This is a genomic window from Planococcus versutus, from assembly GCF_001186155.3.
Classification (GTDB): Bacteria; Bacillota; Bacilli; order Bacillales_A; family Planococcaceae; genus Planococcus; species Planococcus versutus.
This window is the reverse complement of the sequence record NZ_CP016540.2, coordinates 2,276,503-2,302,861: the sequence shown is the minus strand read 5'-3', so window position 1 is coordinate 2,302,861 and position 26,359 is coordinate 2,276,503. Positions and strand designations below refer to the sequence as shown.

General features: G+C 38.7%; 28 protein-coding genes and 1 tRNA gene. 19 read left to right on the top strand and 10 right to left on the bottom strand.

Going from position 1 to position 26,359, the window contains the following annotated elements; translation table 11 throughout:
- The first annotated feature begins 155 nt into the window (after positions 1–155).
- From I858_RS11795 to pepF, 5 genes are all read left to right on the top strand, one after another.
- On the top strand, positions 156–1,364 hold the full coding sequence (locus I858_RS11795; protein WP_049694158.1) for a putative glycoside hydrolase: 1,209 nt from the start codon (positions 156–158) through the stop codon (positions 1,362–1,364).
- Positions 1,365–1,746: 382 nt separating this feature from the next.
- Positions 1,747–2,142: a transcriptional regulator SpxA gene (gene spxA / locus I858_RS11790; protein ID WP_006829729.1), complete on the top strand. Its 396-nt coding sequence runs from the start codon at positions 1,747–1,749 to the stop codon at positions 2,140–2,142.
- A 245-nt stretch (positions 2,143–2,387) separates the two neighbouring features.
- Positions 2,388–3,044, top strand: a complete 657-nt coding sequence (gene mecA, locus I858_RS11785; RefSeq protein ID WP_049694157.1) for an adaptor protein MecA — start codon at positions 2,388–2,390, stop codon at positions 3,042–3,044.
- A 54-nt stretch (positions 3,045–3,098) separates the two neighbouring features.
- Positions 3,099–4,220 (top strand): competence protein CoiA, encoded by a 1,122-nt coding sequence (locus tag I858_RS11780; protein ID WP_239457137.1) that lies wholly within the window; start codon positions 3,099–3,101, stop codon positions 4,218–4,220.
- Positions 4,221–4,264: 44 nt separating this feature from the next.
- The gene (gene pepF / locus I858_RS11775) at positions 4,265–6,073 is read left to right on the top strand and encodes an oligoendopeptidase F (RefSeq protein WP_049694155.1); all 1,809 of its coding nucleotides are present in this window, start codon (positions 4,265–4,267) and stop codon (positions 6,071–6,073) included.
- Positions 6,074–6,537: 464 nt separating this feature from the next.
- On the opposite strand, the gene I858_RS11770 is transcribed toward pepF, so the two are convergent.
- From I858_RS11770 to I858_RS11760, 3 genes are all read right to left on the bottom strand, one after another.
- Entirely contained in the window at positions 6,538–7,335 is a 798-nt protein-coding gene (locus I858_RS11770; RefSeq protein ID WP_049694154.1) for a ClpXP adapter SpxH family protein, read from the bottom strand.
- A complete protein-coding gene (locus tag I858_RS11765) occupies positions 7,332–7,730 on the bottom strand; it encodes a globin domain-containing protein (RefSeq protein WP_049694153.1) in 399 nt (132 codons plus the stop codon). The genes I858_RS11770 and I858_RS11765 overlap by 4 nt, the downstream gene beginning before the upstream one ends.
- 99 nt (positions 7,731–7,829) lie before the next feature.
- Positions 7,830–8,417: a CYTH domain-containing protein gene (locus I858_RS11760; protein WP_049694152.1), complete on the bottom strand. Its 588-nt coding sequence runs from the start codon at positions 8,415–8,417 to the stop codon at positions 7,830–7,832.
- 111 nt (positions 8,418–8,528) lie between these two features.
- Here I858_RS11760 and I858_RS11755 point away from each other — a divergent pair, with 111 nt between their 5' ends.
- The 4 genes from I858_RS11755 to I858_RS11740 are packed head-to-tail and all read left to right on the top strand — an operon-like array spanning position 8,529 to position 11,301.
- The gene (locus tag I858_RS11755; protein ID WP_049694151.1) at positions 8,529–8,918 is read left to right on the top strand and encodes a UPF0738 family protein; all 390 of its coding nucleotides are present in this window, start codon (positions 8,529–8,531) and stop codon (positions 8,916–8,918) included.
- Between the two features lie 21 nt (positions 8,919–8,939).
- Positions 8,940–9,605, top strand: a complete 666-nt coding sequence (gene yjbM / locus I858_RS11750) for a GTP diphosphokinase (protein WP_049694150.1) — start codon at positions 8,940–8,942, stop codon at positions 9,603–9,605.
- A gap of 8 nt (positions 9,606–9,613) precedes the next feature.
- On the top strand, positions 9,614–10,420 hold the full coding sequence (locus I858_RS11745; protein WP_049694149.1) for an NAD kinase: 807 nt from the start codon (positions 9,614–9,616) through the stop codon (positions 10,418–10,420).
- Between the two features lie 5 nt (positions 10,421–10,425).
- Positions 10,426–11,301, top strand: coding sequence for an RluA family pseudouridine synthase (locus I858_RS11740; protein ID WP_065524918.1), 876 nt, complete (start codon positions 10,426–10,428; stop codon positions 11,299–11,301).
- Here the strand turns inward: I858_RS11740 and prpE are convergent.
- Positions 11,298–12,035 carry a bis(5'-nucleosyl)-tetraphosphatase PrpE gene (prpE, locus tag I858_RS11735; RefSeq protein WP_049693459.1) on the bottom strand — a complete coding sequence of 246 codons (738 nt, stop codon included), beginning with the start codon at positions 12,033–12,035 and terminating at the stop codon, positions 11,298–11,300. The two genes, I858_RS11740 and prpE, sit on opposite strands and share 4 nt — an antisense overlap.
- Before the next feature lie 102 nt (positions 12,036–12,137).
- Here prpE and mgtE point away from each other — a divergent pair, with 102 nt between their 5' ends.
- Positions 12,138–13,508, top strand: coding sequence for a magnesium transporter (mgtE, locus tag I858_RS11730; protein ID WP_049693458.1), 1,371 nt, complete (start codon positions 12,138–12,140; stop codon positions 13,506–13,508).
- A 78-nt stretch (positions 13,509–13,586) separates the two neighbouring features.
- Entirely contained in the window at positions 13,587–14,357 is a 771-nt protein-coding gene (gene fabI / locus I858_RS11725; protein WP_049693457.1) for an enoyl-ACP reductase FabI, read from the top strand.
- Between the two features lie 56 nt (positions 14,358–14,413).
- Here fabI and I858_RS11720 read toward each other — a convergent pair whose 3' ends face one another.
- The 3 genes from I858_RS11720 to I858_RS11710 all read right to left on the bottom strand — a co-directional run bounded on the left by I858_RS11720 (position 14,414) and on the right by I858_RS11710 (position 16,154).
- Positions 14,414–14,848, bottom strand: a complete 435-nt coding sequence (locus I858_RS11720; protein WP_049693456.1) for a GNAT family N-acetyltransferase — start codon at positions 14,846–14,848, stop codon at positions 14,414–14,416.
- Positions 14,849–15,367 (bottom strand): YjcG family protein, encoded by a 519-nt coding sequence (locus I858_RS11715; RefSeq protein WP_049693455.1) that lies wholly within the window; start codon positions 15,365–15,367, stop codon positions 14,849–14,851. It lies immediately after the preceding gene.
- A 64-nt stretch (positions 15,368–15,431) separates the two neighbouring features.
- Positions 15,432–16,154 (bottom strand): alpha/beta hydrolase, encoded by a 723-nt coding sequence (locus I858_RS11710; RefSeq protein WP_049693454.1) that lies wholly within the window; start codon positions 16,152–16,154, stop codon positions 15,432–15,434.
- Positions 16,155–16,258: 104 nt separating this feature from the next.
- Here I858_RS11710 and I858_RS11705 point away from each other — a divergent pair, with 104 nt between their 5' ends.
- The 6 genes from I858_RS11705 to I858_RS11680 all read left to right on the top strand — a co-directional run bounded on the left by I858_RS11705 (position 16,259) and on the right by I858_RS11680 (position 22,593).
- Positions 16,259–16,843, top strand: a complete 585-nt coding sequence (locus I858_RS11705) for a phosphatidylglycerophosphatase A family protein (RefSeq protein WP_049693453.1) — start codon at positions 16,259–16,261, stop codon at positions 16,841–16,843.
- A gap of 126 nt (positions 16,844–16,969) precedes the next feature.
- The gene (locus I858_RS11700; RefSeq protein ID WP_049693452.1) at positions 16,970–17,950 is read left to right on the top strand and encodes a TAXI family TRAP transporter solute-binding subunit; all 981 of its coding nucleotides are present in this window, start codon (positions 16,970–16,972) and stop codon (positions 17,948–17,950) included.
- A 174-nt stretch (positions 17,951–18,124) separates the two neighbouring features.
- Positions 18,125–18,553, top strand: coding sequence for a DUF1850 domain-containing protein (locus I858_RS11695; RefSeq protein ID WP_239457136.1), 429 nt, complete (start codon positions 18,125–18,127; stop codon positions 18,551–18,553).
- A complete protein-coding gene (locus I858_RS11690) occupies positions 18,543–20,576 on the top strand; it encodes a TRAP transporter permease (RefSeq protein ID WP_049693450.1) in 2,034 nt (677 codons plus the stop codon). Before I858_RS11695 ends, I858_RS11690 begins: the two co-directional genes overlap by 11 nt.
- A 381-nt stretch (positions 20,577–20,957) precedes the next feature.
- Positions 20,958–22,217, top strand: a complete 1,260-nt coding sequence (locus tag I858_RS11685; protein WP_157886546.1) for a Y-family DNA polymerase — start codon at positions 20,958–20,960, stop codon at positions 22,215–22,217.
- A gap of 13 nt (positions 22,218–22,230) precedes the next feature.
- The gene (locus I858_RS11680) at positions 22,231–22,593 is read left to right on the top strand and encodes a YolD-like family protein (RefSeq protein ID WP_049693448.1); all 363 of its coding nucleotides are present in this window, start codon (positions 22,231–22,233) and stop codon (positions 22,591–22,593) included.
- 44 nt (positions 22,594–22,637) lie between these two features.
- Here I858_RS11680 and I858_RS11675 read toward each other — a convergent pair.
- The 3 genes from I858_RS11675 to I858_RS17225 all read right to left on the bottom strand — a co-directional run bounded on the left by I858_RS11675 (position 22,638) and on the right by I858_RS17225 (position 23,837).
- Positions 22,638–22,710 (bottom strand) — tRNA-Val (locus I858_RS11675).
- Between the two features lie 86 nt (positions 22,711–22,796).
- Positions 22,797–23,525: a thermonuclease family protein gene (locus I858_RS11670; protein ID WP_049693447.1), complete on the bottom strand. Its 729-nt coding sequence runs from the start codon at positions 23,523–23,525 to the stop codon at positions 22,797–22,799.
- Positions 23,526–23,696: 171 nt separating this feature from the next.
- Entirely contained in the window at positions 23,697–23,837 is a 141-nt protein-coding gene (locus I858_RS17225) for a hypothetical protein (protein WP_204249423.1), read from the bottom strand.
- 118 nt (positions 23,838–23,955) lie between these two features.
- Here I858_RS17225 and I858_RS11665 point away from each other — a divergent pair, with 118 nt between their 5' ends.
- Both I858_RS11665 and I858_RS11660 read left to right on the top strand, forming a co-directional pair.
- Complete coding sequence (locus I858_RS11665; RefSeq protein WP_049693446.1) at positions 23,956–24,879, top strand: Gfo/Idh/MocA family protein; 924 nt, start codon at positions 23,956–23,958, stop codon at positions 24,877–24,879.
- A gap of 87 nt (positions 24,880–24,966) precedes the next feature.
- Complete coding sequence (locus I858_RS11660; protein ID WP_049693445.1) at positions 24,967–26,355, top strand: aldehyde dehydrogenase; 1,389 nt, start codon at positions 24,967–24,969, stop codon at positions 26,353–26,355.
- Positions 26,356–26,359 lie beyond the last annotated feature (4 nt).

Genomic DNA, 26,359 nt, shown 5'->3' with positions numbered 1-26,359 from the left:
TACATTTAATTTAAGATATACGTAAATTTTTGATTTAATTAGTCAGATAAATGATAGAATGGAAGAACAATGGATATTCAAAAACTTTGAACAGCTATAATTGGCTGATCAACAGTTGCTGTAATTGTAAACGTATGGAGAAGGAGTGCGGAAGAATGATTAAAAATTGGAAATGGATCGCAGCGTGTGCAGCAAGCATTAGTTTAGTAGGTGCAGGAAGCGTGTATGCAGCTGATGAGGATAAGACACCTGATTTTACAAAACGGTCTTATCAAGCAACTCAAATTGACTCAAAAGTATTAACATCATCAGGATTGTTTAAATTCGATTCAGGACTTGAATTTAATTATCCAGATGCTGTTCGAGGGATATTTTTAACGGGTTACTCTGCTGGAGGAGAACGTTTTAGTTCTTTGGTTGATCTTTTAGACAATACAGAATTGAATGCAATGGTTATTGATATTAAAGAAGATGTAGGATATTTAACATACCAACCTGAAGAAGGCTCAGAGTTAGCGGAGCTTGGTATGGGAAAAAACTTTATAAAAGATCCTCGAGGTATGTTGGAAAAATTAGAAGAAAAAGAAATTTACCCAATTGCTCGTGTAGTTGTTTTTAAAGATACTGTTTTAGCAGAACAACGTCCAGATCTAACATTTATGGATGGCAATCAAGTTTGGAAAAATAATCGCGGAGATGCGTTCGTCAATCCATTCCTTAAAGAAGTATGGGATCATAACGTAAAAGTAGCTATTGAAGCAGCAAAACTTGGGTTTAAAGAAATTCAATTTGATTATGTTCGATTCCCAGAAGGATTTGAAAATCGCGCTGATGATTTAACATACTCTCTTGGTGAATACGAAGATGTTGAGATGGATCTTGTTCAAAAAAGAGTTGAGGCCGTAACAGATTTTGTTGCATATGCTAAAGAGCAGTTGGAGCCTTATGGTGTTGAAGTGTCGGTTGATATATTTGGCTATGCGGCAACATTACCTGAAGCACCTGGCATTGGCCAAAACTTTTCAAAAATCTCTGAAAACGTCGATGTCATCTCATCTATGATTTATCCAAGTCACTGGACATCTTATTTTGGTATCGCAAAACCAGACTTAGAACCATACAAGCTAGTAACCGAATATGCAAAAGTGGAAAATGAGGTTTTAGGAGCATTAGAAAACCCACCCGTTTCACGACCGTGGATTCAAGATTTCACAGCAAGTTACTTAGGTGCTGGAAATTTCAAGCGCTATGGTAAAGAAGAAGTCGAAGCACAAATTAAAGCATTAAATGAACAAGGAATAGAAGAATTCCTTCTGTGGAATGCTGGAAACACTTACTCAGAAGGTGTCGATTACACGCCTTGACTTAGAGAAAGAAATGTATAACTTTTTGCGAAATTAATACAATAACATGCTCGTTAACGAAACTTTTCTCGTTTTAAAACGTATTAATAGTAGAGTAAAGAATATTTTCAAAAAGAAAATGTAAATGAGAATAAAAATAGGCTATTTTCTAGTTTAAGGTATTATTAAATGGGGTATTTTAAGTGTATAGCAAATAAAGTATAATGAATATATAGTCAAAATGTGACGGATTGCTTAATATATATAATTTTTTATCGAGATCTACTATTAAACTCATGAAAATCGTTGTATAATGAATGTAGAGCTTCTAAACAATAATGATTCTAAATTAAAAATAAACTAAACTATATTTCATGAATCCGAAAGGAAGTGCTCCACTATGATGGTTACATTATTTACTTCACCGAGCTGTACATCTTGTAGAAAAGCTAAAGCTTGGCTCGAGGAACACGAAATTCCATATACAGAACGCAATATTTTCTCTGAACCGCTAACAATTAGCGAAATCAAAGAAATCTTACGTATGACTGAAGACGGTACGGATGAAATCATCTCTACTCGCTCTAAAATATTCCAAAAATTGAATGTAGATGTTGAAAGTTTACCGCTTCAGCGTTTATATGAACTGATTCAAGAACACCCAGGATTGTTGCGTCGTCCGATTATTATGGATGAAAAACGTCTACAGGTTGGGTACAATGAAGACGAGATTCGTCGTTTCTTGCCACGTAAAGTTAGAGCTTACCAATTGCTTGAAGCTCAGCGAATGGTTAATTAACAATAATTACACTAGCTGTCCGGTCTTTATGGTATTTCATAAGAGATCTTTGGACAGCTTTTCTTTATGTTAAATTAGTTGCATAAATTAGTAGAGTGCATTAAACTCTATGTACTTGCACATGACCTTGAGACATAGGCATAAACTTTTTCTTTAATAGAAATAAAAGTTATACTTGGTTAAAGCAAGACAGCACGGCTCTGAGGAAAATCCTCTTAGTCCAAACCGTAAAGGAGAGGTGTAAAATGGAAATCGAACGTATTAACGACAACACAGTTAAATTTTACATTTCCTATCTCGATGTTGAAGAGCGAGGGTTTAGCCGTGACGAAATCTGGTTTAACAAAGACAAAAGTGAAGAGCTTTTTTGGGAAATGATGGATGAAGTCAACGAAGAAGCCGATTTCGTTATGGAAGGTCCACTTTGGATCCAAGTCCAAGCCATGGATAAAGGTCTAGAAGTTACAGTAACACGCGCTCAACTAACAAAAGATGGTCAAAAATTAGATTTGCCTGATGATATAGAAGAACGTCGTAAAATGTTTGCAAGTGAAGATACGGAAGCAACAGAGTTTGATGAATTCGAACCTGTCTTCGATGAACCTGATATTAAGAAACTTGAATATACATTTGTTTTTTCAGAAATAGAAGAATTGCTACCGATTGCGCGACGTTTAATGTATGTACCAATTGAATCGGCAGTATACTATTTTGACAATAAATATTACTTATACTTGAATTTTGATGAGATCTTGCATTCAGAAGAAGACATTAAAAACAACATCAGCATCATCTCTGAATATTTACGCACATCACCACTTACAATTCACCGTCTTGAAGAATACGGTAAACCTATTTTTGTAAAAGATGCACTTTCAAATGTACTTCATTATTTCGGTTAAAATCTCCTTTATTGGAGATTTTTTTTATTGCCAAAATCTTGCGGATTCCATAGAATGGAAGAAAGGAGAGTGGTAATTATATTAGTAGCCAAAACAAGCAATCAAAAACTATTCTATTTAACAAACCAACACTCACGACAAGAATTGCACAAAATTCGAACGCATGAACAATTTTTTTGCCCTACTTGTCAAGCTTCGGTACATTTGAAAATCGGAGAAATCAATATCCCTCATTTTGCACATAAAGCTCTTTCAAGCTGCGATCAGTTTAGCGAACCAGAATCCTCCCTGCATTTACACGGAAAGCTCCTTCTGCACAACTTCTTCAAAAAGTTAAATCACACTGTAGATTTAGAAAAATATTTATCTGGAATTCGTCAACGCACGGACGTGTTTGTTAACGAACGTTACGCTATTGAATTCCAATGCAGCCCTATCCCAGTTTCACAGCTTTTTCAGCGCTCTGATGGATACAAACGACTAAATGTTCACCCTGTATGGATAAAAGGATTAAAAGAACCTTTGCGCGAAGAAATTGGCTTAGTGCATTTACAAGCGTATGAGGTTGCTATGTTTCAGCAAGCAGATCACTTTTCTTATTTATTGTTATTTCATCCACCAAATAATCGATTTTATTATCAATCCAATTTGTTTTATGTAAGTGGCAACCGATGGGTAGGGAAAACAAAGTCACTTCAAGCCAACCAACAAATTTTCCCTTTTGCTTTGCCTAATCCTTTAACGAGAAACGAGTTTAAACTTGTCATTGGAATTTTTCAGAATTTAAAAAGACAATACATTCGTAGTCAATTATACGCAGGTAGACGTATTGGAAATCTTTTTTGCAGATTATGTTATGAATTACAGGTGGAGGTAGCGAGTGTGCCTGCTTTTTTTGGCATACCTTTACTCGGTGGTGACTGCATGAAAGAGCCAGCGATAATTTGGCAATTACAAATAGCTCAAGCTTACGAGAAAGGGGTTGGACTAGAAACACTCGTTGCTTCCGGGCAAGTCGTTTTAACTCATCCGGAAAAATTCTCACAGGCATTGGAAGTTATGACAGATTATTTGACTTTTTATACGTCAATAAAAAATAGTGAAAAAACAAATGCCAACCTTTTGGATAATGTCTATGATATCTATTGCAAAACCGTAAGAAAATTGAGAAAATAAGATGTAGTTCGTTTCCCGAAAGAATGGGATAGAGGAGGAAAAAAATGGCTGAGAAAGTATTAACAAGAGAAGAAGTTCCGACTGAATTAACGTGGAAACTAGAAGACATATTTGCAACGGATGCGCTTTGGGAAAAAGAGTTTACCGAAGTAGCGACACTTAGCGACAAAGCTGAATCATACAAAGGGAAGTTGCATGAAAGCGCCGATGCTCTTTATGAGGTATTGGTGTATAAAGACGAGTTAACAGAACGGCTGAGACGTCTTTATACGTATTCGCACATGCGATACGACCAAGATACAACAAACTCAAAATACCAAGCATTAGACAGTCGCATCAAATCGTTATTCGCAAAAGTATCAGCAGGTTTGTCTTTTTTAACACCTGAAATTTTAGCATTAGACGAATCGACGTTAAATGAATACGTTGCAAACCACGAAGGACTGAGCTTATACAAGCAAGCACTTGAAGAACTAAATGCAATGCGTCCTCATGTGTTGCCGGCTGAACAAGAATCTTTAATGGCCCAAATGTCTGAAGTCGCTCAAGCATCTTCTGAAACATTTGGCAGCTTGAACAATGCGGACCTTGAATTCCCAGAAATAGAAGACGAATCAGGCCAAAAAGTTCAAATTACACACGGTAATTACATTCGTTTCTTAGAAAGTAGCGACCGTCGCGTACGTGAAGATGCTTTTAAAGCAGTTTATGCGACGTATAGCAAATTCCGCAACACCTTTGCATCTACTTTATCGGGGAACATCAAACGCGATAACGTCAATGCACGAATCCGTAAATTCGATTCAGCTCGCCAAGCGGCTTTAGCTGACGACCATATTCCAGAAGCGGTTTACGATAACTTGGTTGAAACGGTCAATGACAATCTTCACTTATTGCATCGCTATTCTGCTTTGCGTAAAGAAGTACTAGGACTCGACAAAGTTCATATGTGGGATTTGCATACACCACTCGTTCCAGAAGTGAAAATGGAAATGCCTTACGATAAAGCAACAGGCGTTATGCTGAAAGGGCTGGAAGCTCTAGGGGATGAGTATGTAGGAATTGTCAAAGAAGGCATAGATAACCGCTGGGTAGACGTGAAAGAAAACAAAGGCAAGCGCAGCGGAGCTTATTCATCAGGAGCATACGGCACCAATCCATATATTTTGATGAACTGGCAAGATAACGTGAATAATTTGTTTACATTGGCACATGAATTTGGCCACAGCGTTCATAGTTATTATTCACGTAACAATCAACCTTACGTTTATGGTGATTACTCTATTTTTGTAGCAGAAGTGGCTTCTACGACAAATGAGGCTTTATTAAACGAACATATGGTCAATGCTGCTGAAAATGACGAAGAACGTATCTATTTATTGAACAATTGGCTTGATGGATTCCGTGGTACTGTATTCCGTCAAACAATGTTTGCAGAGTTTGAACACATGATTCACAAAATGGATCAAGACGGTGAAGCATTGACTGCTGATCGCTTAACTGAAGTCTATTATGAGCTAAATCAAAAGTATTACGGACCAGATGTAGCAGCAGATGAAGAAATTGGAGTAGAGTGGGCACGCATTCCACACTTTTACTATAATTATTATGTCTTTCAATACGCTACAGGCTTTAGCGCGGCTACGGCATTAAGCAAAGGAATCCTTGAAGAAGGACAGCCAGCAGTTGATCGGTACATCAATGAATTCTTAAAAGCAGGAAGCTCTGATTATCCGATTGAAGTGTTGAAAAAAGCCGGAGTAGACATGACTGAGTCAAAAGCTGTAGAAGAAGCATGCATGGTCTTTGAACAAAAATTAAACGAACTTGAAAAATTATTACTGAACAAATAAAGCTATAAAAAGAAGCGTCCTTGTGGAGGTTGCTTCTTTTTATGTTATGTTGAAATAATGGATAAGCAAATAAAAGATATCAATCTGACGAAAATATGACGAAAATGTGAAAGTCTTTGTGAAATATTGATTTAACTATTATTCCATGATAAGATAATCTTGTGAAATAAATCACATACAAACATACACCCCTTTGTTTGAGCGTGAACATTTCTCCCATCCCCTTTGTGTAATATAGAAAGACGCCTTCCGGACGTGGAAGGCGTCTTTTACGTTTTATAGAAGACTGAAATTCTTGATTTTACCCCTAAAATTTGGAGATACTGTCCGATTAGAATGAAATACTGTCCAAATTGGCAAAATACTGTCCAATCCAGCTCGAATACTGTCCAAATTACATAAATACTGTCGATACGCATATCAACGCTTAAAAAATAACCTGCGTCCCAATTTTGGGACGCAGGTTATTTAACTTTCCATATTGTTTCTTTTGACATACAGATACGTTCAATTTTTTGTTGAAGCACTTTCTTTTTTAATTCACATTCTGCCGTTTGTTCAGAAATATTATATATAGAAGCGATTTCTCTTGTTGCCATCGTCGAGTATTTAGTAAAAAGGTCATCTAAAGAAGGCGGGGTTTGGCGATTTAAACTTTCTTCACCCATCATCTCCTGTAAAATAGTTTGATAAACGTCATATGAATAAAGTCCAGATACTTTTACGCCTTCATCTTCAATGCATTCGTTAAAAAATACAATGCTTGGTACTTCGTTAATTTCCATTTCACGGGTAATCTTCAAATCACATTGAAACGCTTTTGCGGTATGAACCGAATGAAAGTCTGTTTTGAATTCTTCTTGGTCGAGATTGGCTTCTTCGGCAATTTCAAGTAATACGTTGTAAGAAGAAACGTCTTTCGATTGAAGAAATAAATGCTCTTGTAACTTGTGCAAAAAGCGATTTCCAGATCGTTTACCTTGTAGTTCTGCAGCTTTTATCGCAACAGATGGTAGTACAGGGTGAGTTAAATTATCAGTATCAATATTTGCTGATAGAACAGTTTTATTTAAGTTGAATATTTGCGTACTCAACACAATTCGCATAGAAAAATAATGGCCATATTCAATCTGTAACTTCCGAATAACGCCTTGCATTTCCCAACATTGTGGATTCAAGGGATCCACAAAAACGTATAATTCCATTGGTTTGATGGCATTTAACGGTTCGTGAATTTCTTCAACCAAATCTAGGTTGCTCACTCCAACTCCTCCTCGCTGTCGGACTCATTGATCATATGGTGCGCGGTTAAAACAAGTCGGTTGTATAAAGTTTCACGAAACGTGCCGCTTAGTCCTACTTCGTCCATTGCGCCACTCATGCATTCTAGCCACGCTTGTGCTCTAGCAGGTGTAATGGGAAATGGATTATGCCTTGCTTTTAGTCTTGGATGCCCATGCTCAGCTGAATAAATATTAGGTCCGCCTAAGTACTGCGTTAAAAACTGTTTTTGCTTACGGGCAGTTTCTGAAAGATCATCAGGAAAAATAGGCTGCAGCTTCGGATGAGCCGCTACGCGAGCATAAAATGCGTCGACTAATTGTGATAATGTTTCCGCACCAATTTCTTCATACGGAATAATCGGTTTTCCAGTCATTATCGTATCTCCTTTGCATTAGCTGTAAATCCATTCTAACAACGGATCTCAAATATCTCAAACAAATCGATTGAATGAGTAGAAAGTAAAAGGAAATCACTAATTGGAATTATGATCAATAGCTGAATTCATAAAACGTTCAATTTTTTTCTTTGCTGGGCGTTCTGGAATTTTTTTTTCTTTTAAGAGATTTGAAAACTGTTCTTGTCCGTGCTCGGCATCTGATACTTCAAATTCCAGCTCGAAATCTTCTTGGTCATTGTATTCAGAATGGTCGAGTACCAATAAACCATCAAGATACTCAAATTCCACACGATGAGTCGTTAAAGTACCAATTGATTTTAACTTCGTAATGGGAACATTTAATGTCTCAAGTGCAACTGTGACTTCATCAGCTTTAAAGAGATCCAACTCGAGCATGGCATTTGCCTGGTCTTCGGTCAATGAATCTGTAATTTCGTAATGGCCAACGGGTGCTGGGATTTTCAGCGTGCATTCAAAGCGCCCATTTTTTTGGCGAATACGCAAAGCGCTGTGGTGTTTTTTAAGTTGAAAGTCATCTGTATCAAAGTAATGATTGTGCTGTGTAAGTGGACCGCTATGAAAATGAGTAAAGTCTTCAAGCAAATGAATGTATTCTTCTTTTGTCAGCATGTTTTTAAATTCGATTTCAAGTTCTTTCGTCATGATAAGCACCTCTCTATTAATTTCATTATCGGATAGTTTGACGCAAACTGCAACGAATGACAGAGCTGTGGTAAAATATGATTATCAACAAGCTAGAAAGGAAGTTCTGATTTGCATAAATTAGTGAAGGTCAACAAGACGCAAATTGCCAACAACAACATTGAATTCATTATTGAAGAAATGGAACCAACTGAATCACTTGAGGCATCGGGTCAAATGCTGGCTGATGCTAACAATGAAGCGTTTATCTATTTACTAGATACGGGTACTGATTACATATACGTACAGTTTGGATTACATACATGGCCTGCATTAACAAAAGCACTTCAGCAAAAAAATGTCCCTCTTTTACTATGGGGCAAACAAATTATGCCATTAGCTGAATTTCACGAAAAGCTGCAGATGCTCGTGGAAAGCATAGAAGCCAATGACACTTACAGCGAATCTTTTCGTAAAGCTGTGGAAAAGACATTTCATGAGGCACTTGCTTCACGATTTTAAAAGAAGTGAGGAGGGCTCGGGATGGGGCAATGGAATCATTTTTTAACACCCTATAAACAAGCAGTAGACGAATTAAAGATAAAATTTAAAGGCATGCGAAACCAATTTGAGAACGATAACACAAACTCGCCAATTGAGTTTGTGACTGGACGTGTTAAACCTTTGGCTAGCATTTATGATAAAACACTTGAAAAAGGCATTCCGTTTGAACCTTCAGAAGAACTCGCTCATCAATTGCAGGATATTGTTGGCATTCGAATGATGTGTCAGTTTGTGGGAGATATTGAAACCGTTGTAGAGTTGTTAAGACAGCGTAAAGATTTGCGGATTGTGGAAGAAAAAGATTATATTTCTAATGAAAAACAAAGCGGCTATCGCTCGTATCATGTGATTGTGGAATATCCCGTTCAAACAATTAATGGAGAGCAGTTAGTTTTAGCAGAAATTCAGATTCGTACACTTGCTATGAATTTTTGGGCATCGATTGAGCATTCTTTAAACTATAAATACAAAGGCGATTTTCCAGAAGAAATAAAAAATCGGCTACAGCGCGCGGCTGAAGCTGCATTTCAGTTGGATGAGGAAATGTCGCAAATCCGAGATGAAATTCAAGAAGCACAAGTTTATTTTAATGAATTTAAGGAATCATCTGGAACACATTTCCGAAGTGATCGAGAAGGAGGTTGAACAAAACAATGAAATTTTACATTATATCGAGAACAGATAAATTATCGAATGAATTGATGGCTACAGCAAAAGATTATTTACAAGACTTTGGTATGCAATGGGATGAAGAATCACCAGACGTTGTATTATCGATCGGTGGAGACGGAACGTTGCTTCATGCGTTTCACAAATACAGTGAAAAACTGGCGGATGTAGCTTTTGTTGGAATACATACGGGCCATCTTGGCTTTTATGCTGACTGGAAACCAATTGAGATTGAAAAACTAGTTTTGTCGATTGCTAAAAAAGAATACGAAGTGATTAAATATCCGTTGTTAGAGGTGAGCATTCATTATCAAAACTTAGATGAGCCTGCAGTGTACTTGGCGTTAAACGAGTCAACTGTAAAGTCGCCTGACGTCACATTGGTTATGGATGTTTTTTTAAACGAAAGTCATTTCGAACGCTTTAGAGGAGACGGCCTATGTATGTCAACACCTTCAGGCAGTACAGCTTATAATAAAGCATTGGGCGGTGCAATCATTCATCCGTCTCTGCAAGCGATGCAGTTAACGGAGATGGCTTCTATCAACAACCGTGTATTCCGAACAGTAGGCTCGCCACTAGTGTTACCTGCTCATCATAGATGTGCGTTGCGACCGGTTAAAGCACCAGATTTTATGGTAACTGTTGATCATTTGCAATTGCTTCACAAAGATGTAAAATCAATTGAATATCGAGTGGCTGACGAAAAAGTCCGTTTTGCTAGATTTCGTGCATTTCCGTTTTGGCAACGTGTTCACGACTCTTTTATCGACAGCGAGCTATCGGATTGATTGCTATGAAACCTTTTCAGTTAATTTATACTGCTGAACAATCAGGTCTTCTTCGCGAAGCATTGGAAGTATGGGGTATTTCCAAGCGAACCTTAGCTTCTGTTAAATATGGCGGTGGTCAAATTTTAGTAAATGGTGTAGAAGTGACGGTCAGGCATCCCTTGCAAAAAGGCGATGCAGTGACCGTTATTTTTCCGAATGAAACACACGGAAAAGGCCTAATCGCTGAAGCGGGACCATTAGAAATTGTTTATGAAGATGAAGCTTTGTTGATTGTTGAAAAACCACCTATGCAAAACACCATTCCGTCTCGTGAACATCCTTTTGGAAGTGTTGCAAATATTGTTGCCAAGCATTTTAATGATCATGGCATTCCCTCGACTTTGCACATTGCAACTCGACTTGACCGCGACACATCAGGACTTGTATGCATTGCAAAAAACCGTCACATTCACCATATGATTTCTTTGCAACAGCAAGAAAAAAAGATGAAACGACGGTATGAGGCATTGGTTCATGGACGAATAGACAACAGTGAATTTACAATAACCGCTCCAATCGGACGAAAAGATACCAGCATTATCGAGCGAGAAGTGCGCGCTGACGGTCAGTTTGCACAAACAGAAGTTCGAGTACTTGCACTTCTCGAAGAGTATTCTCATATTCGCTTACAGTTAAATACAGGCAGAACGCATCAAATTCGTGTTCATTTAACTCACATAGGTCATCCGCTAGTGGGAGACGATTTATATGGTGGCAAAAGAGCAGAGATCAACCGCCAAGCATTGCATTGCACAGAACTCGAATTGGTTCATCCGGTTTCTGGAAAACCGCTTGTTTTTCATTCTGCGTTAAATGAAGATATGCAATCTTTGCTTTAATCGTATGTAGAAAAGCGATCTGGTTGATAAGGTTGCAAAGAAGGAACAGAAACAACATCTTTTTCAGGGTAGCGAAGAGCACTTAATGTGCCTCCGAAAATACAACCTGTATCGATATTGACTGTCCGGTTAATAATATATGGTTTTTCAGTGGGTGTATGTCCGTACACGATCCATTGCTCTCCAGTATAGGATTTAGCCCAGTCACGTCTTATAGGACGACCATCAGTTTGGAATTTTCCTGTTACGTCTCCATATAGAACAAATGCGGCAATACTTCTGTTTACTGGTTTTCCAATCATTTCGGCTTTCAACCCAGCATGAGCAATAATCAAGTCATCACCAACTTGTTGGTAATGTGGAAGTTGTTCGTAAAAGTAAATATAACGCTTTCGAAATTGTTGTTTTTCGGATTTTGGCAGTTGTTCCCACTCGTGCACGGTCATTTCTAAGCCATGAGCCAATTGAACATCGTGTCCTTTAAAAAAACGAAAAAGTTTATTGCAGTGATTGCCAGGAGAATAGTTAAGAACGTTTGCGTCTTGTAAAGCGAACAATAGCCGGAGGACATTCAAGGATTCAGGTCCGCGGTCCATAGCATCACCGACAAAAGCGAGTTGCCTGTCTTCTGGATGAGTAAAGACAGAGTTTTGTTGTTGATAACCCAAACGTTCAATCAGCAACAAGAGCTCTTGATAGCATCCATGAATGTCGCCAATAATATCAAATTTCATTTTATGCACCTCTTTGATTTTAAATATACTATACATATTGATGGTGTAGCGTATAAACTACTATAAGCAAGCATAGAAAAGCTTCGAAAGGAGGGAGTATACATGATGGACGATAAAGTAGTACGTGACGAAGAATTAAACGAGGCATTGTTTACCGAATTACTCATTCGTGGAGATGTTAAAGACTTCCGTGAAGAGTTTTTATCACACCATCCATACGACCAAGCAAGTTTTTATGAAAAGGCAGATTCCGAGACTAGGCAATTGCTGTATCAGTATCTCTCTCCTAAAGAGATGGCGGATCTTTTTGAAGCAATTGAATTAGATGATGACGACTACGAAGACTTGTTTCGCGAAATGGATGCCCGCTATGCAGCAGATTTACTGTCTTATATGTATACGGATGACGCAGTCGATATTTTAAATGAATTGAATAAAGAACAAGTTGCAAGTTATTTGACAATTATGGATAAAGAATCAGCACGTCAAATTAAAGACTTGTTGCATTACGAAGAATATACAGCGGGTTCAATCATGACAACAGAATTTGTAGCAATCCCCAAAAATTCAACGGTTCGATCTGCAATGAACATTCTTCGTAATGCGGCTCCAAATGCTGAGACGATTTACTACGTCTTTGTCGTAGACGATGATAAGAAACTTTCTGGCATTGTGACGTTGAGAGATTTGATTCTTGCAGAAGAAGATACATTAATCAAATCTATTATGAATGAACGAGTGGTCAGTGTATCCGTTAGTGAAGACCAAGAAGAAGTTGCACGTATGATTAAAGACTACGACTTTTTGGCTTTACCGGTTGTGGATTTCCAACAACATTTGCTGGGAATTATTACAGTTGATGACATTATCGATGTACTCGAAGAAGAAGCTTCAGATGATTATTCTAAACTCGCAGCCGTATCCGACATGGATACTTTTGATAAAAGTTCGTTAACGGCTGCAAAAAAACGCTTGCCTTGGTTGATTTTGCTGACATTTTTAGGGATGTTGACAGCCAACTTAATGGGGATGTTCGAAGCAACCTTAGACCAAGTAGCGCTTCTAGCTGTTTTTATTCCACTGATTGCTGGTATGGCTGGTAATAGTGGGACGCAAGCTTTAGCTGTAGCTGTTCGAGGAATTGCGACGGGAGACATTGAAGAAGAAAGTAAAACAAAGTTGTTATTTCGTGAAGCAGGTACGGGACTGATTACGGGCGTCGTTTGTGGAATTGTTGTTGTCGGATTGGTTTATTTTTGGAAAGGAGAATTATTGATTGGGATGCTAGTTGGTACAGCTGTTATGAGTTCTATTTTTGTTGCCACTTTAGCTGGCTCATTTATTCCATTATTAATTCACCGTATGAAGATTGACCCAGCCGTAGCATCTGGTCCTTTTATTACAACCTTGAATGACATTATTTCTATTTTGATTTATCTAGGCTTAGCTACAACATTTTTGAGCCGTCTTTAGAAAAGTGCAAATTGCACTTTTCTTTTTTATGAGGTATTATTAGTACCAGGTAATAAAACAGACGCAGGAGGAATGGTCATGTCAATATCATTAACAGGAAAGACTTTTGTCATTATGGGAGTAGCCAACAAGCGAAGCATTGCTTGGGGAATCGCGCGTGCGTTAGATCAATCGGGGGCCAACTTGATTTTCACCTATGCAGGAGAGCGCTTTGAGAAATCAGTGCGGGATTTGGTCGCAACATTAGATGGTAACCACGAATTGATTTTGCCATGTGACGTAACAAACGATGAAGCAGTAGCTACATGCTTTAAAACGATTCAAGAACAAGTTGAAACAATTCACGGATTAGCGCATTGTATCGCTTTTGCCAAAAGCGAAGAGCTAGCAGGTGACTTTTCAGATACATCACGAGATGGTTTTTTACTAGCACATAATATTAGTGCTTACTCGTTAACAAGCATTGCAAAAAATGCGAAACCGTTGATGGCAGAAGGTGGCAGCATTGTAGCTTTAACGTACATTGGTGGAGAACGTGTCATGCCAAACTATAACGTCATGGGTGTTGCAAAAGCATCTCTTGAAATGTCTGTCCGTTATTTGGCAGCAGACCTTGGCAAACACGGTATTCGTGTCAATGCGATTTCTTCAGGACCGATTCGTACACTATCTTCAAAAGGTGTCAGTGATTTTAACTCCATCTTGCATGAGATTGAAGAAAAAGCACCATTGCGTCGCAATACAACGCCTGAAGAAGTGGGCGATACAGCAGCTTTCCTTTTCAGCGATATGTCTCGCGGAATTACAGGAGAAACCATTCATGTAGATAGTGGATTCCATATTTTATAAAAAGCAATACAAAGGACAGAGAAAAGTAAAAACTTTTCTCTGTCCTTTGTTGTTTGTTAACCGTTAACCGATTTTTCCATCGTTTTATGAGGAATATCAGCTTCTAGAAATTCTTCTGACACGACTTCATAACCCAGCTTTTCATAAAATGGAAGTGCATGAGTTTGAGCATTTAATTTGAGTCTGAAAATGCCATTCTCTTGTGCATATTGTTCCATTTCGTTCATCACCATGACGCCAATGTGGAGACCGCGGTACTCAGAAAGTACGCAGACGCGTTCAACTTTACCAAGCCCGATTTCGACTTCTCTCATTCGACCGGCAGCCACGGGTTGTTCAAGCTGATAAGCAATAAAATGAATCGCGCTGTCATCGTGTTCATCCATTTCAATGTGTATAGGAACTTGTTGTTCTTCTACAAAAACTTTTCTACGGACGTCGAAAGCTTGTTCTTTTTCCATTTGCGTCTCAGCTATTTTTGCTTTTAACACTTACTGATCATCTCCAGATAAACGGAATGTTTCGTATACTGTCCATGAACCATCTTCCAATTGGTAAAGCAAATGCATCCGATCAATCATTTCTTCTTGATCGATACCAGCCATCTTCAATTGGCCATAAATATCCGCATGCTCTGTATCAGACAGTTTTTGTCCAATTGTAATATGAGGCACGAATGAATGTTTCGACATGCCACCAAAAAACTCAGAATGCAGATCTTCATGTAAAGAAGTGATTTCAGGGTTTGGCTCTACTTTGAAATAAAGTGTGTTCGTAACCGGTGAAAATGTGCTAACACGTGTTGTGTGCAATTTAAACGGCTTATGACGTTTAGCGATGTTTGTCATTTCTGTTGCAATGTCCTTGATTTCTGACGCATCCACCTCAAATGGTTCTTTTAATGTCATATGAGGGGTAATCATCTCGTAATGCGGGTCATATCGTTTTCTGTACGAATTGGCGATATCCTGCATTTTTTTTGAAGGGAAAACTGCGACTCCATAGTTCATCCTAAAAACCTCCTTGTCTGTTATAACCATCTAGAAATATAATGCCTTGGAGCATTTCCAACTATTACATGCCAAAGTTTTGAATAAGGGCACGTCTTAAATCAGGTTGCCAATGCTTCCAAGTGTGGTCTCCTTCAAATTCTTCATAAAAGACCGAAAACCCTTTATTTTTCATTAAATTATTTAATTTCCGATTGGGTTCAAGGAAATCAGCGGTTTTGCCACTGCCTAGTTTAACGGCAGTTTCTTCTTTTCCAATAACGTGATAAACCGTAAATGGACTGGAAGATTTAAATGCTTCTACCGCATTTAGCATTTCTTCACCAACTTTTGGTGATTGAAGAATGACACGACCAAAAATATTGGGGTATTTTAAAGCCGCCATTAACGAAACTGTTGCTGCTAAGGAATCACCAATTAAAGCACGTCCCATTCCTACTTGATAAGTTGGATATTGTGCGTCTAAAAAAGGGACCAGTTCATGTGCTAAAAAGCGTAAATAAGAACTGTGTTGTTCACCAGTTGGCTCGTATTTTTTATTGCGGTCCGCTACACTTTTATAAGGAACACCGACCACAATAATGTTTTCGATTTCTCGATTTTCTAATAATTCATCTACCACTCGTGGAACGCGTCCGAGTTGAAAATAGTCTTTGCCATCAGAAGCGATGACAATGGTGTATTTATATAAGGGCGAGTAATTTGACGGAAGATAGACGAGCAATTGCATGTCTTCTTGAAGTTCTTTGCTATAGATTGATAAATCCTCTACCTTGCCATTAGCCATATGTTTGCCTCCTCTTCTCTTCTATAAGAAAATTGTACCATAATGAATGTTCAAGGTATAATAAGAGCAGAACATCACTAAGCTTTGAGGAAGGGGTTTTTAATATGGATGGTGCAAAGTTCCAAGTTCACTCAGACGTCGTAACAAAAGCAACGCATGAAGCATTAAAACGAAGAGGCGTTACAAACGAAGACATTGCCAAAATTGTATTTGATATGCAAATTTCGTTTAATAAAGGTCTTACAATTGAACATTGTATGGAGTCGGTTGAAAGCGTTTTACGTAAACGAGAAATGCAACATGCATTGCTCGTGGGAATAGAATTAGATGAACTAGCCGAGCAAGGAAAACTATCTAAGCCACTTCAAGAAATCGTAGGATCGGATGAAGGACTATTTGGTGTCGATGAAATGATCGGCTTAGGGGCAGTTTTAACTTATGGCAGTATCGCTGTAACAACATTTGGTCACTTAGATAAAAACAAAACAGGTATTATCCATGAGTTGGATACAAAATATGGAGGACAAGTTCACACGTTTCTCGACGACTTAGTTGCGAGTATAGCTGCATGTGCATCGGCGCGTATTGCTCATCGTACACGTGATCTTGAAGAACAAGGCAAAACCTTTGAAGATTTGTCACCACGAGACACTACTCCTGAAATTCATATAAGTGGGACAGACACATAAGGAAGTATTCTAAATGTTCTTTCTGTAAGCGATTGTATTTAACGAAATGCATTGAAACTAGTAAGAAAGACATGCTATTATAAAGTTGAAATAGAAATTAGTATTGTAGAAAAGGGAGGTCACTTTATGTTGAAAAAGAAATTTGGTTTGTTTGCAGCGGTCACGATTGCAGGATCTGTATTTTTAGCAGGTTGTGGAGATGATGCGGCTACAGAAGGCGAAGGTGGAGAAGGAGCTTCTAAAGATCCTGAATTCCTTAGCATCCTAACAGGCGGAACAACAGGTACGTACTATCCGCTTGGTGGCGCAATGGCTAACATTATTGAAACAGAAACGGGATTGGATACAACTGCAGAAGTCTCACAAGCATCTGCCGCTAACATGACAGCGCTTGCTGATGGAGATGCTCAAATTGCATTTGTTCAAACAGATACAGCTTTCTATGCTGCTGAAGGAACAAATATGTTCGAAGGCGAAGTCATCGATACCGTTTCAGCAATTGGCGCTCTTTATCCAGAGACTATTCAATTGGTAACAACTTCAAGTTCAGGAGTTGCTTCTTTTGAAGATTTAGCAGGCAAAAAAATCTCAGTAGGTGCACCTGGATCGGGAACATATATCAATGCGGAACAATTATTGGAAATTCATGGCATGACCATGGATGATATTGATGCACAGAATCTTGACTTTGGCGAGTCTCAAGAAAGCTTGCAGTCTGGTCAAATTGATGCAGCGTTTATTACTGCTGGAACGCCAACAGGCGCAGTTGAAAGCTTAGGCGCAACTTCAGACGTCGTGATAGTGCCTGTAGAAAAAGCAAAAGCAGATGAACTTATCGAGAAATATCCATATTATGCACATGATGTTGTACCGTCAGGCATTTATGGCTTGACTGAAGAAGTACCAACAGTTTCAGTTTTAGCTATGTTAGTGGTACAAAATGATCTTTCTGAAGATCTTGTTTATGATATTACAAAAGCGATTTATGAAAATACAGATCAAATCCAGCATGCAAAAGCTGAATTGATCAAAGCTGAAACAGGTCTTGATGGAATCGGTATCGATATTCATCCTGGAGCACAAAAATATTTTGACGAAGTAAATTAATTGAATGAGCAATCAACTGACGATGAAGCGCAAGCTTTCCGTCAGTTGTTTATTTTTTTAGCTGGAGGAGAATAAATTATGCGGTTTACCCGGATACACAAAATCCTTCTTTTACTAAGTGCCCTCATCCTAATCAGCTCCTTAATTGTATGGATCCCTTCCCAAAAATATTATGTGTTTATTGACAATGAAAGTGAAAATCTAGCAGCTTATATCCCATTGGAGAGTCGCTTGTTTCAAATCATCTATACGCATTCTATTCATCTTTCAGAAGTCATTGAAAGTTACAAAGTAACAGACGATGGTGAGCTAATGATGACAGAGCTGGAATATGAAGATTTTAATATTGGCATGCCTTCAAATGCAGGAGAAGGAGAAACCTTTGTCGAAAAAGATGGGAAATACTTTATTAAAAATATGACAAGGAAACTTCCGGAATTTCGGTTATTTGTTGGAGATGTTGATGCGGGTTTGTCGTTTAAAACCAAAGGCAGTCGCGTTGACTTAAAAGGAACGTTGGAAAGAGGAAAATCGTATACTTTTCGAGTAGAGCGCTTATCTTTATTTCAACTAAGAAAAGGAGTGAGGATTGATGAGCGATAAGTTGCCTCCAGAAGAACATGAACGGAACAAGCTTCCACCAGAAGATGAATCTTATGTTTCAGAAGAAAAGCAGAAAGAAATTTTACAGAAGTATGATCCTGAATCCAATACACGTGATTTAAGTGGAATTGTGAAGCATGTAGTCTTTTTTGGATTATTAGCTTTTTCTTTATTCCAGCTTTATACCGCAATTTTCGGACAATATACCGCTTATATTCAGCGATCAGTTCACTTAGGCTTTGCTTTATCTTTGATTTTTCTTTTATTCCCAGCTAGAAAACGCAAAGGTATTCGTCATAAAGTAGATTGGTATGATTATATTTTGGCTTTATTATCTGTTGGTGTCGCTTCGTATTGGCCAATTATGTATGATGATTTGGTTTTTCGACTTGGTCGAGTTACAGAACTAGACATGGTTGTCGGAATTTTAGCTGTTCTGCTAACGTTAGAAGCAACGCGACGAGCAGTTGGTATGCCAATTACTGTCATTGCTAGTTTGTTTTTAGCTTATGCTTTTTTCGGACCTTATTTCCCAGGATTTTTACGCCACAGAGGACAAGATCTGGATTCACTTGTTCAGTTGATGTTCTATACGACAGATGGCGTACTCGGAACACCCATTGGTGTATCGGCCACTTTTATATTCACGTTCTTGTTATTTGGATCGTTCTTGGTCAAAACAGGCGTGGGACAGTACTTTAATGACTTAGCTGTATCACTAGCTGGAAATTTAACGGGTGGGCCGGCAAAAGTCGCTATTTTCTCGAGTGCTTTACAAGGAACAATTTCAGGGAGTTCGGTTGCTAACGTGGTAACTTCGGGTTCTTACACAATTCCAATGATGAAAAAACTAGGCTATAAAAAAGAATTTGCCGGTGGTGTAGAAGCAGCAGCCTCTACAGGTGGACAATTGATGCCTCCAATTATGGGAGCAGCAGCTTTCCTAATGGTTGAATTTATTGGTGGCGTCACCTACTGGGAAATTGCGAAAGCTGCAACGATTCCAGCTCTTTTATACTTTACAGGCGTTTGGATTATGACCCACTTTGAAGCAAAGCGAATTGGCTTGAAAGGTCTTTCACCCGAAGAAATGCCAAATCGTAAAGAAGTATTAAAAAAGATTTATCTCTTGTTGCCGATTGTGGCGATTATCGTCTTCTTATTGATTGGTATTCCAACAATGCAAGCAGCGCTTTACGGAATCGTGCTGACAATACTTGTGAGTGCATTTAATAAAGAAACACGTTTAAACTTTAAAGATATGATTTTGGCATTGGTGGATGGAGCGAGAACGGCATTAGCGGTTGCAGCCGCAACTGCAGCAGCTGGTATTATTGTTGGAGTCGTCGTGAAGACAGGACTTGGATTGAGCTTAGCAAATGGATTAGTTTCTGCTTCAGGCGGAAATATCTTATTAACGTTGTTCTTCACGATGCTAGCAGCGATTGTGCTAGGCATGGGCTCTCCGACAACGGCTAACTACGTTATTACATCGACAATTGCGGCACCTGCTATTATTACGCTGTTGATGTTAGATGAACCAGTCGGAGCGGCAGTGCCACTTGTGGTTGCGTTATCTGCCCATTTATTTGTATTCTATTTTGGAATCATTGCCGATATTACACCACCTGTCGCACTTGCTGCGTTTGCAGCATCAGGGATATCAGGTGGCGAGCCGATACGGACGGGCTTTATTGCAGCAAAATTAGCAGCAGCAGCCTTTATTATTCCATATATGTTCGTGTTGTCTCCATCGTTATTAATGATCGATACCACTTGGCCTGAATTGATTTGGGTATTGATCACAGCCTTAGCAGGTATGGTTGCGATCGGAGCAGGATTGATTGGTTATTGGTACCGGAAGCTCAATTGGTTTGAACGCATCATTACATTTGCTACTGGACTTGCGTTGATTTATCCAGAAGGCTTGTCTGATACAATCGGTGCCGTCTTGTTTGTCATCTTGTTTGGTATTCAATGGCTAGCACGCGATAAAAAAACTGTTAAAACAGAGGAAGCATAAACATAAAGAAAACCGGTTAGGCACAAGCCTAACCGGTTTTCTTTATGTTTTATAACTATGTAAAAGGAAATGAAAAAAGCCATCACCCGAAGGCGATGACTTTTTCAAAGCAAACTTTGTTCCTAAAGCTTGTAGTGGGTTTGGCACCCAATGATTCTTACTGATTTACCAATCTTATAAGAACGGTGGATGTCGAACTTGTTACTAGATTTATCATATCTTGTTCACTGATAAATGTAAAGTTGTTAGAAAATTTAGCGATTGACGATAAGGTTTGCTGTTTTTAAAATCAAAAATTTTAATTTCTTAAAAAAGGATTGCTGTTAAGATCGTTGTAGTATAAAATAAGAACAAATGTTCCTATTTTATGAGGTGATTATGATGGTGAAGCAAGCGTTATCCGAAGCTTCTATCTTCTGCATCGATATGTGTGGCTTTTACGCCAGTGTTTCAGCGGTAGAGCTTGGACTAGACCCTCTGGAAGTTTGTCTTGCGGTTGTCAGCAATCCACAACGTAAAGGCAGTGTGGTATTAGCTGCATCACCGATGATGAAAAAACGATTTGGTGTAAAAACTGGCACGCGGCTTTATGAAGTTCCTAATCATCAAGATATTTTATTAGTAGAACCCAAAATGAAACTGTATTTGCAAAAGTCCATGGCGATTACAGAATTACTAGCACGCTATGCGCCAAAAGAATCGATTCATATTTACAGTGTGGATGAAAGTTTTATCGAGCTAACAGGTACTGAAAAATTATGGGGTCCTCCAATAGCTACGATGCTTCGGATTCAGCAAGAGCTATTGGATTTTTTTCAATTGCCATCTTCCGTTGGAGGGGGTCCAAATATGCTGCTAGCAAAATTAGCACTGGATTTGGAGGCAAAAAAAACGGGATTTGCTTATTGGTCATTTGACGATGTGGCCAAAAAATTATGGCCGGTTCAACCCTTGAGCCGAATGTGGGGAATTGGATCGCGCACAGAAAAAACCTTAAACAGCATGGGTATTTTTTCAGTAGGAGATTTGGCATGCACAGGTGTTGCTGTTTTAGAAAAACAGTTTGGTATTTTAGGCAATCAATTGCATCAACACGCCAATGGTATTGATTTGTCGGACATGGGTTCGTCTTTAGTTGAAGGACAAGTCAGTTACGGAAAAGGCCAAATTTTATACCGAGATTACATAGAAGAACAAGACATCATGACAGTTATTTTAGAAATGTGTGAAGATGTTGCGATGCGCACACGCCAAGCAAGACGTGCAGGACGAACAGTCCATTTGAGCATCGTTTACAGTAAGACGGCATTTGGTGGTGGCTTTTCTCGTTCACGTTCTATTGACGAAGCGACAAACGATACGTTGACAATGTACCAACTTTGCCAAGAGCTTTTCCAAGAACATTTTCAACACAAGCCAGTTCGGCAAATTTCACTAGCTATCAGCAATTTAGAAGAAGAGTCGTCGATGCAGTTAAGCCTCTTTGATGAAAAAAAATTTGAAAACAGACAGCTTGGAGAAGTGATGGATAGAATTCGCAAAAGATACGGCTATTCAGCGATTTACCGCGGCATATCCGCTACACAGGCAGGTACCGCGATTGCCCGAACAAAATTAATTGGGGGACACAATAAAGAATAAGGAGGTTTGTCTAATGAAGCGCAATAAGCATTTAAAAGTGGTAGGTGACATTAAAGATCGTGGACGTATTAAATGGACAGCGTTAATGCTGCCAGAGCACGTCGACATGATCCGGGAATGGTATGCAAAAGAAGAACTAGTAGCGAAACCTGAGTTAACGGATGACGATTTGCGGCTACTGCAAGAAGAACTAGATATTGCCTTCAAGCGTCAATGTGAAGTACTGATCCAGAGTTGGAAAGAAGGTGTTATTTACGAACAACGCGGAACAATTAGAAATCTTGATACGAACAATCAAGTGCTCGTTTGTGTAGAGACCAATATAAAGTATAGACTGCCAATAGACGAAGTAGTTGGAATCTTTATGATTGATTAACAGAAAAAACCGCACAAGCCATAGGGCTGTGCGGTTACTGTTTATGATTCCTACTGGGCTCGAACCAGCGACCTCTACCCTGTCAAGGTAGCGCTCTCCCAGCTGAGCTAAGGAATCGCAATTTTAAGGACAAATCTAATTATAGCTCGTCCTTAGAAAAAGTCAATAGTTGGTGAACAAACAAAATAGGGTTTTGTACCTTACTACTCTAAGCCTTTAAAGCCTGCATCTTGTGCTTCTTGCTCAGAACAAAACCACACTTCTGGATTGGTTTGTTCATAGGAAGAATCGCTTGGCAAGTGGTAAATTTTATTGCCGCTGCGGTTAATATTGCCTTTAATATCGCAGTTGCTGTTTTGTTGGTCAGACCTAGTGGGCGGTGAATTTCCAGTAGACTTCTGTCCATAAGCATCTGCATCAAAGCCCCGGTCAGTGGAGTAGTTTTCATATTGCCAAATTCCTGCTTCGTTTTCTTTCGCCAGTTGTTCTGCGTGCTCAAACTGATCCAAGTAACGCGTGTTCGGCGGGAACACATAAGCGACTCTCGCTAGACCTGCGTCAATCATTTGTTCTTGAACACTTTTGCCATCTACGTAGATATAGGCAAGTAACCGATCGTAATCATCAAAGCGGTCACCAACGTCAAATTCAATCGTAACATCGCCTGAATCGATGAGTCGTTTGTTTTCTTTTGTCGCTTCTTTGCCAAGCGGTTGTTCGCCTAAGCGCGGATGATTGGTTTCTGGTGTATCAATTAACAAATACCGAACCGTTACTTCATCGCCTTCGTATATAATTTTGATAGTGTCGCCATCAATGACTTTTGTAACTTTTACATCGATTTGATCAGTGGTATTTGGCGTGTCAACGGATCCAGCCATTCCGCAGCCTGATAGAAAAAGTAAAGCCAGTATCATAAATTTTAGTTTCATTGCCATCCCTGCTTTCGTTCTTTTAGTATACGAAAAATCAAATCAATTGGCTATCCGGTGGCAGTTCGTTTTAAGACAGCATGGTCAATTGACTGCAAAATAAAACACTTGTTTCAGTAAAGAAACAAGTGTTTTTATGTATACGAAATATAATTTAGCAACCGTCATCGATCAACGTGCAGGCTCTGCTATTGGATGTTCGGTGTAGTATAAAAGCGATTCTTCTGTTAAGTTTTCCAATTTTTCTTTATCGACACCTACTTCTAATTGTCCTGTAAAAATTGGTTCCCACCATTTTGTTAGTTCGTTCATTATATAACCTCCTCAGTTTATAACAGATGGTATTGTTTGACTATTCTATACCCTTAAAGGGTACACTTATAAACACCAAATATAAAAAGCTGAAAAACAGTAAAAGGAGAGAGTACAAATGATTTCAATTGGTATCATTGGAGCAGGAATTGTGGGAGAACGAATCATTAAACAACTTCAGCAAGAAAGTCATGTGGAAATAAAAATGGTTTATGATGAACAAACTGAACGACTTACAGAAATTAGTCAAATGTACAACATCCCAATGGCGAGCTCAATCGAAGAGGTTTTCCACTCAGATATCAACTGGGTATATATTGCGACACCTCCTGCTTATCATGCAGAAATTGCAAACTTAGCAGCAAGTGCAGGAATCAATATTCTTTGTGAAAAACCATTGGCGCACAATGTAGCTGATGGCGAAATGATGGTGGAATCTGTTCAAAATAATCGTGTGCAAACAGCTATGCATTTTCCATTAATGTATGCACCTGCAGTTCGAGAGTTAGCAAAGCGTGTTAAATCAGGAGCAATCGGCAAAGTTGTTCGTATCGAACTTCAAACTTTTTTTCCAGACTGGCCGAGACGTTGGCAGCGAAATCCGTGGATTGGTTCACGCAGTCAAGGTGGATTTGTCCGTGAAGTTTTTCCACATTATCTTCAATTAATGAATCGGCTGTTTAATGAGTTGAATTTTACTTCTCATCACATTACCTATCCGCAGCAGGCAGATAAATGCGAAACAGGAATTATTGCACACGGACTGACCAAAGAGCAAATTCCATTTTTACTAACGGGACTTAGTGATATTGGGCAAAAGGAGTTGTTGCAGTTTAAAATTTACGGCAAACAAGGTGTGTTAACGTTAGAAAACTGGACAAATCTTTACCAGTCAACAGCGGGAGAAGATCGTCAGCTGATTAGTGAATTTGAAGAAGTACCATCACTTTTTGAAGAAATGAATGAATACTCAACGGTTTTGGTAGACTTTGAAGAAGGCTTGCTTGTTCAACGGTATATCGATCATTTGTTAATAGAGTAGATTATTGGGGAAGACAAGTATGAGCGTTAGTTTAGCTTATAGAATACTTTGCTTGATATACTGAAGAGACTTAGAGGGGGATGGACAATGAATTTTACTGCAACTGACGTAGAACACATGATTGAAGAACAACGTGCTTATTATTATACAGGGGACACAAAATCAGCGAGTTTTCGAATCGAGCAATTATATCGATTAAAAACTGTTATCCAAGCTAACGAAACTGCGGTCATTAATGCATTAAAGAACGATTTAGGAAAAAGTGAATTTGAAGCTTATGCAACAGAAGTTGGATTTGTACTTGATAGCATTGGCAATATGATAAAAAACGTAGAAGACTGGATGAAACCTGAATCTGTTAAAACACCGATTCATCTTCAGCCATCAAAGAGCTTTGTTATTCGTGAGCCTTATGGTTCTGTTTTGGTTATTGGACCGTTTAACTATCCGTTTCAATTGGTAATGGAGCCGTTAATCGGTGCAATCGTGGGAGGCAACTGTGCCATTGTTAAGCCGTCTGAAGCAACGCCACATGTTGCTAAAGTAATACGAGACATTGTGGAAGAAGCATTTCCTTCCTACTACATTCGCGTAGTTGAAGGTGAAAAAGAGGAAGTAACGGCTTTGATTCATGCTTCGTTTGATTATATTTTCTTTACCGGCAGTGTCAATGTTGGCAAAGTGATTATGAAAGCAGCGTCCGAGCGGTTAACACCAATTACTTTAGAGCTCGGCGGTAAAAGTCCAGCGATTATAGACCAAACGGCAGATATCGATTTGGCAGTAAAACGAATTGCTTGGGGCAAATTGATGAATACCGGACAAACTTGTGTGGCACCTGATTACGTTTGTGTGCATGAATCAGTGAAAGATGAATTTATAAAAAAATTAACAAAAACGATACAAAATTTTTATGGCAAGGATGCACAAAAAAGTCCAGATTATGGTCGCATCGTTAACACGCAACACTTTGATCGTTTAGCAGAAATTATTCGAAAAGAAGGCAATCATGTTATTTATGGCGGTAAAGTAGATCGTAATGACTTATACATTGAACCGGTCTTACTAGATCGCATAGAATGGAATAGCCCATCTATGGAAGATGAAATTTTTGGACCGATTTTGCCAATTATCAGCTACACCGATTTACCGGTCTTAGTCCATCAAATTCGTAAATTGCCTAAACCGTTATCGGCTTATTTCTTTTCAGAAAACGAGCGAGCAACACAGTTTTTCTTAGATCAATTGCCGTTTGGCGGAGGATGTATTAACGATACCGTTTCGCATGTGGGCAGCGCGTACTTGCCATTTGGTGGAGTTGGTACATCGGGAATGAGTTCTTATCATGGAAAAGCGAGTTTCGATACATTTACACACGCTAAAGCCATTTTGAAAAAATCAACTAAACTATCGACAAATCTATTATTCCCTCCTTATAAAAATAAAGCAAAATGGATCAAAACAGTATTAAAATAAACGG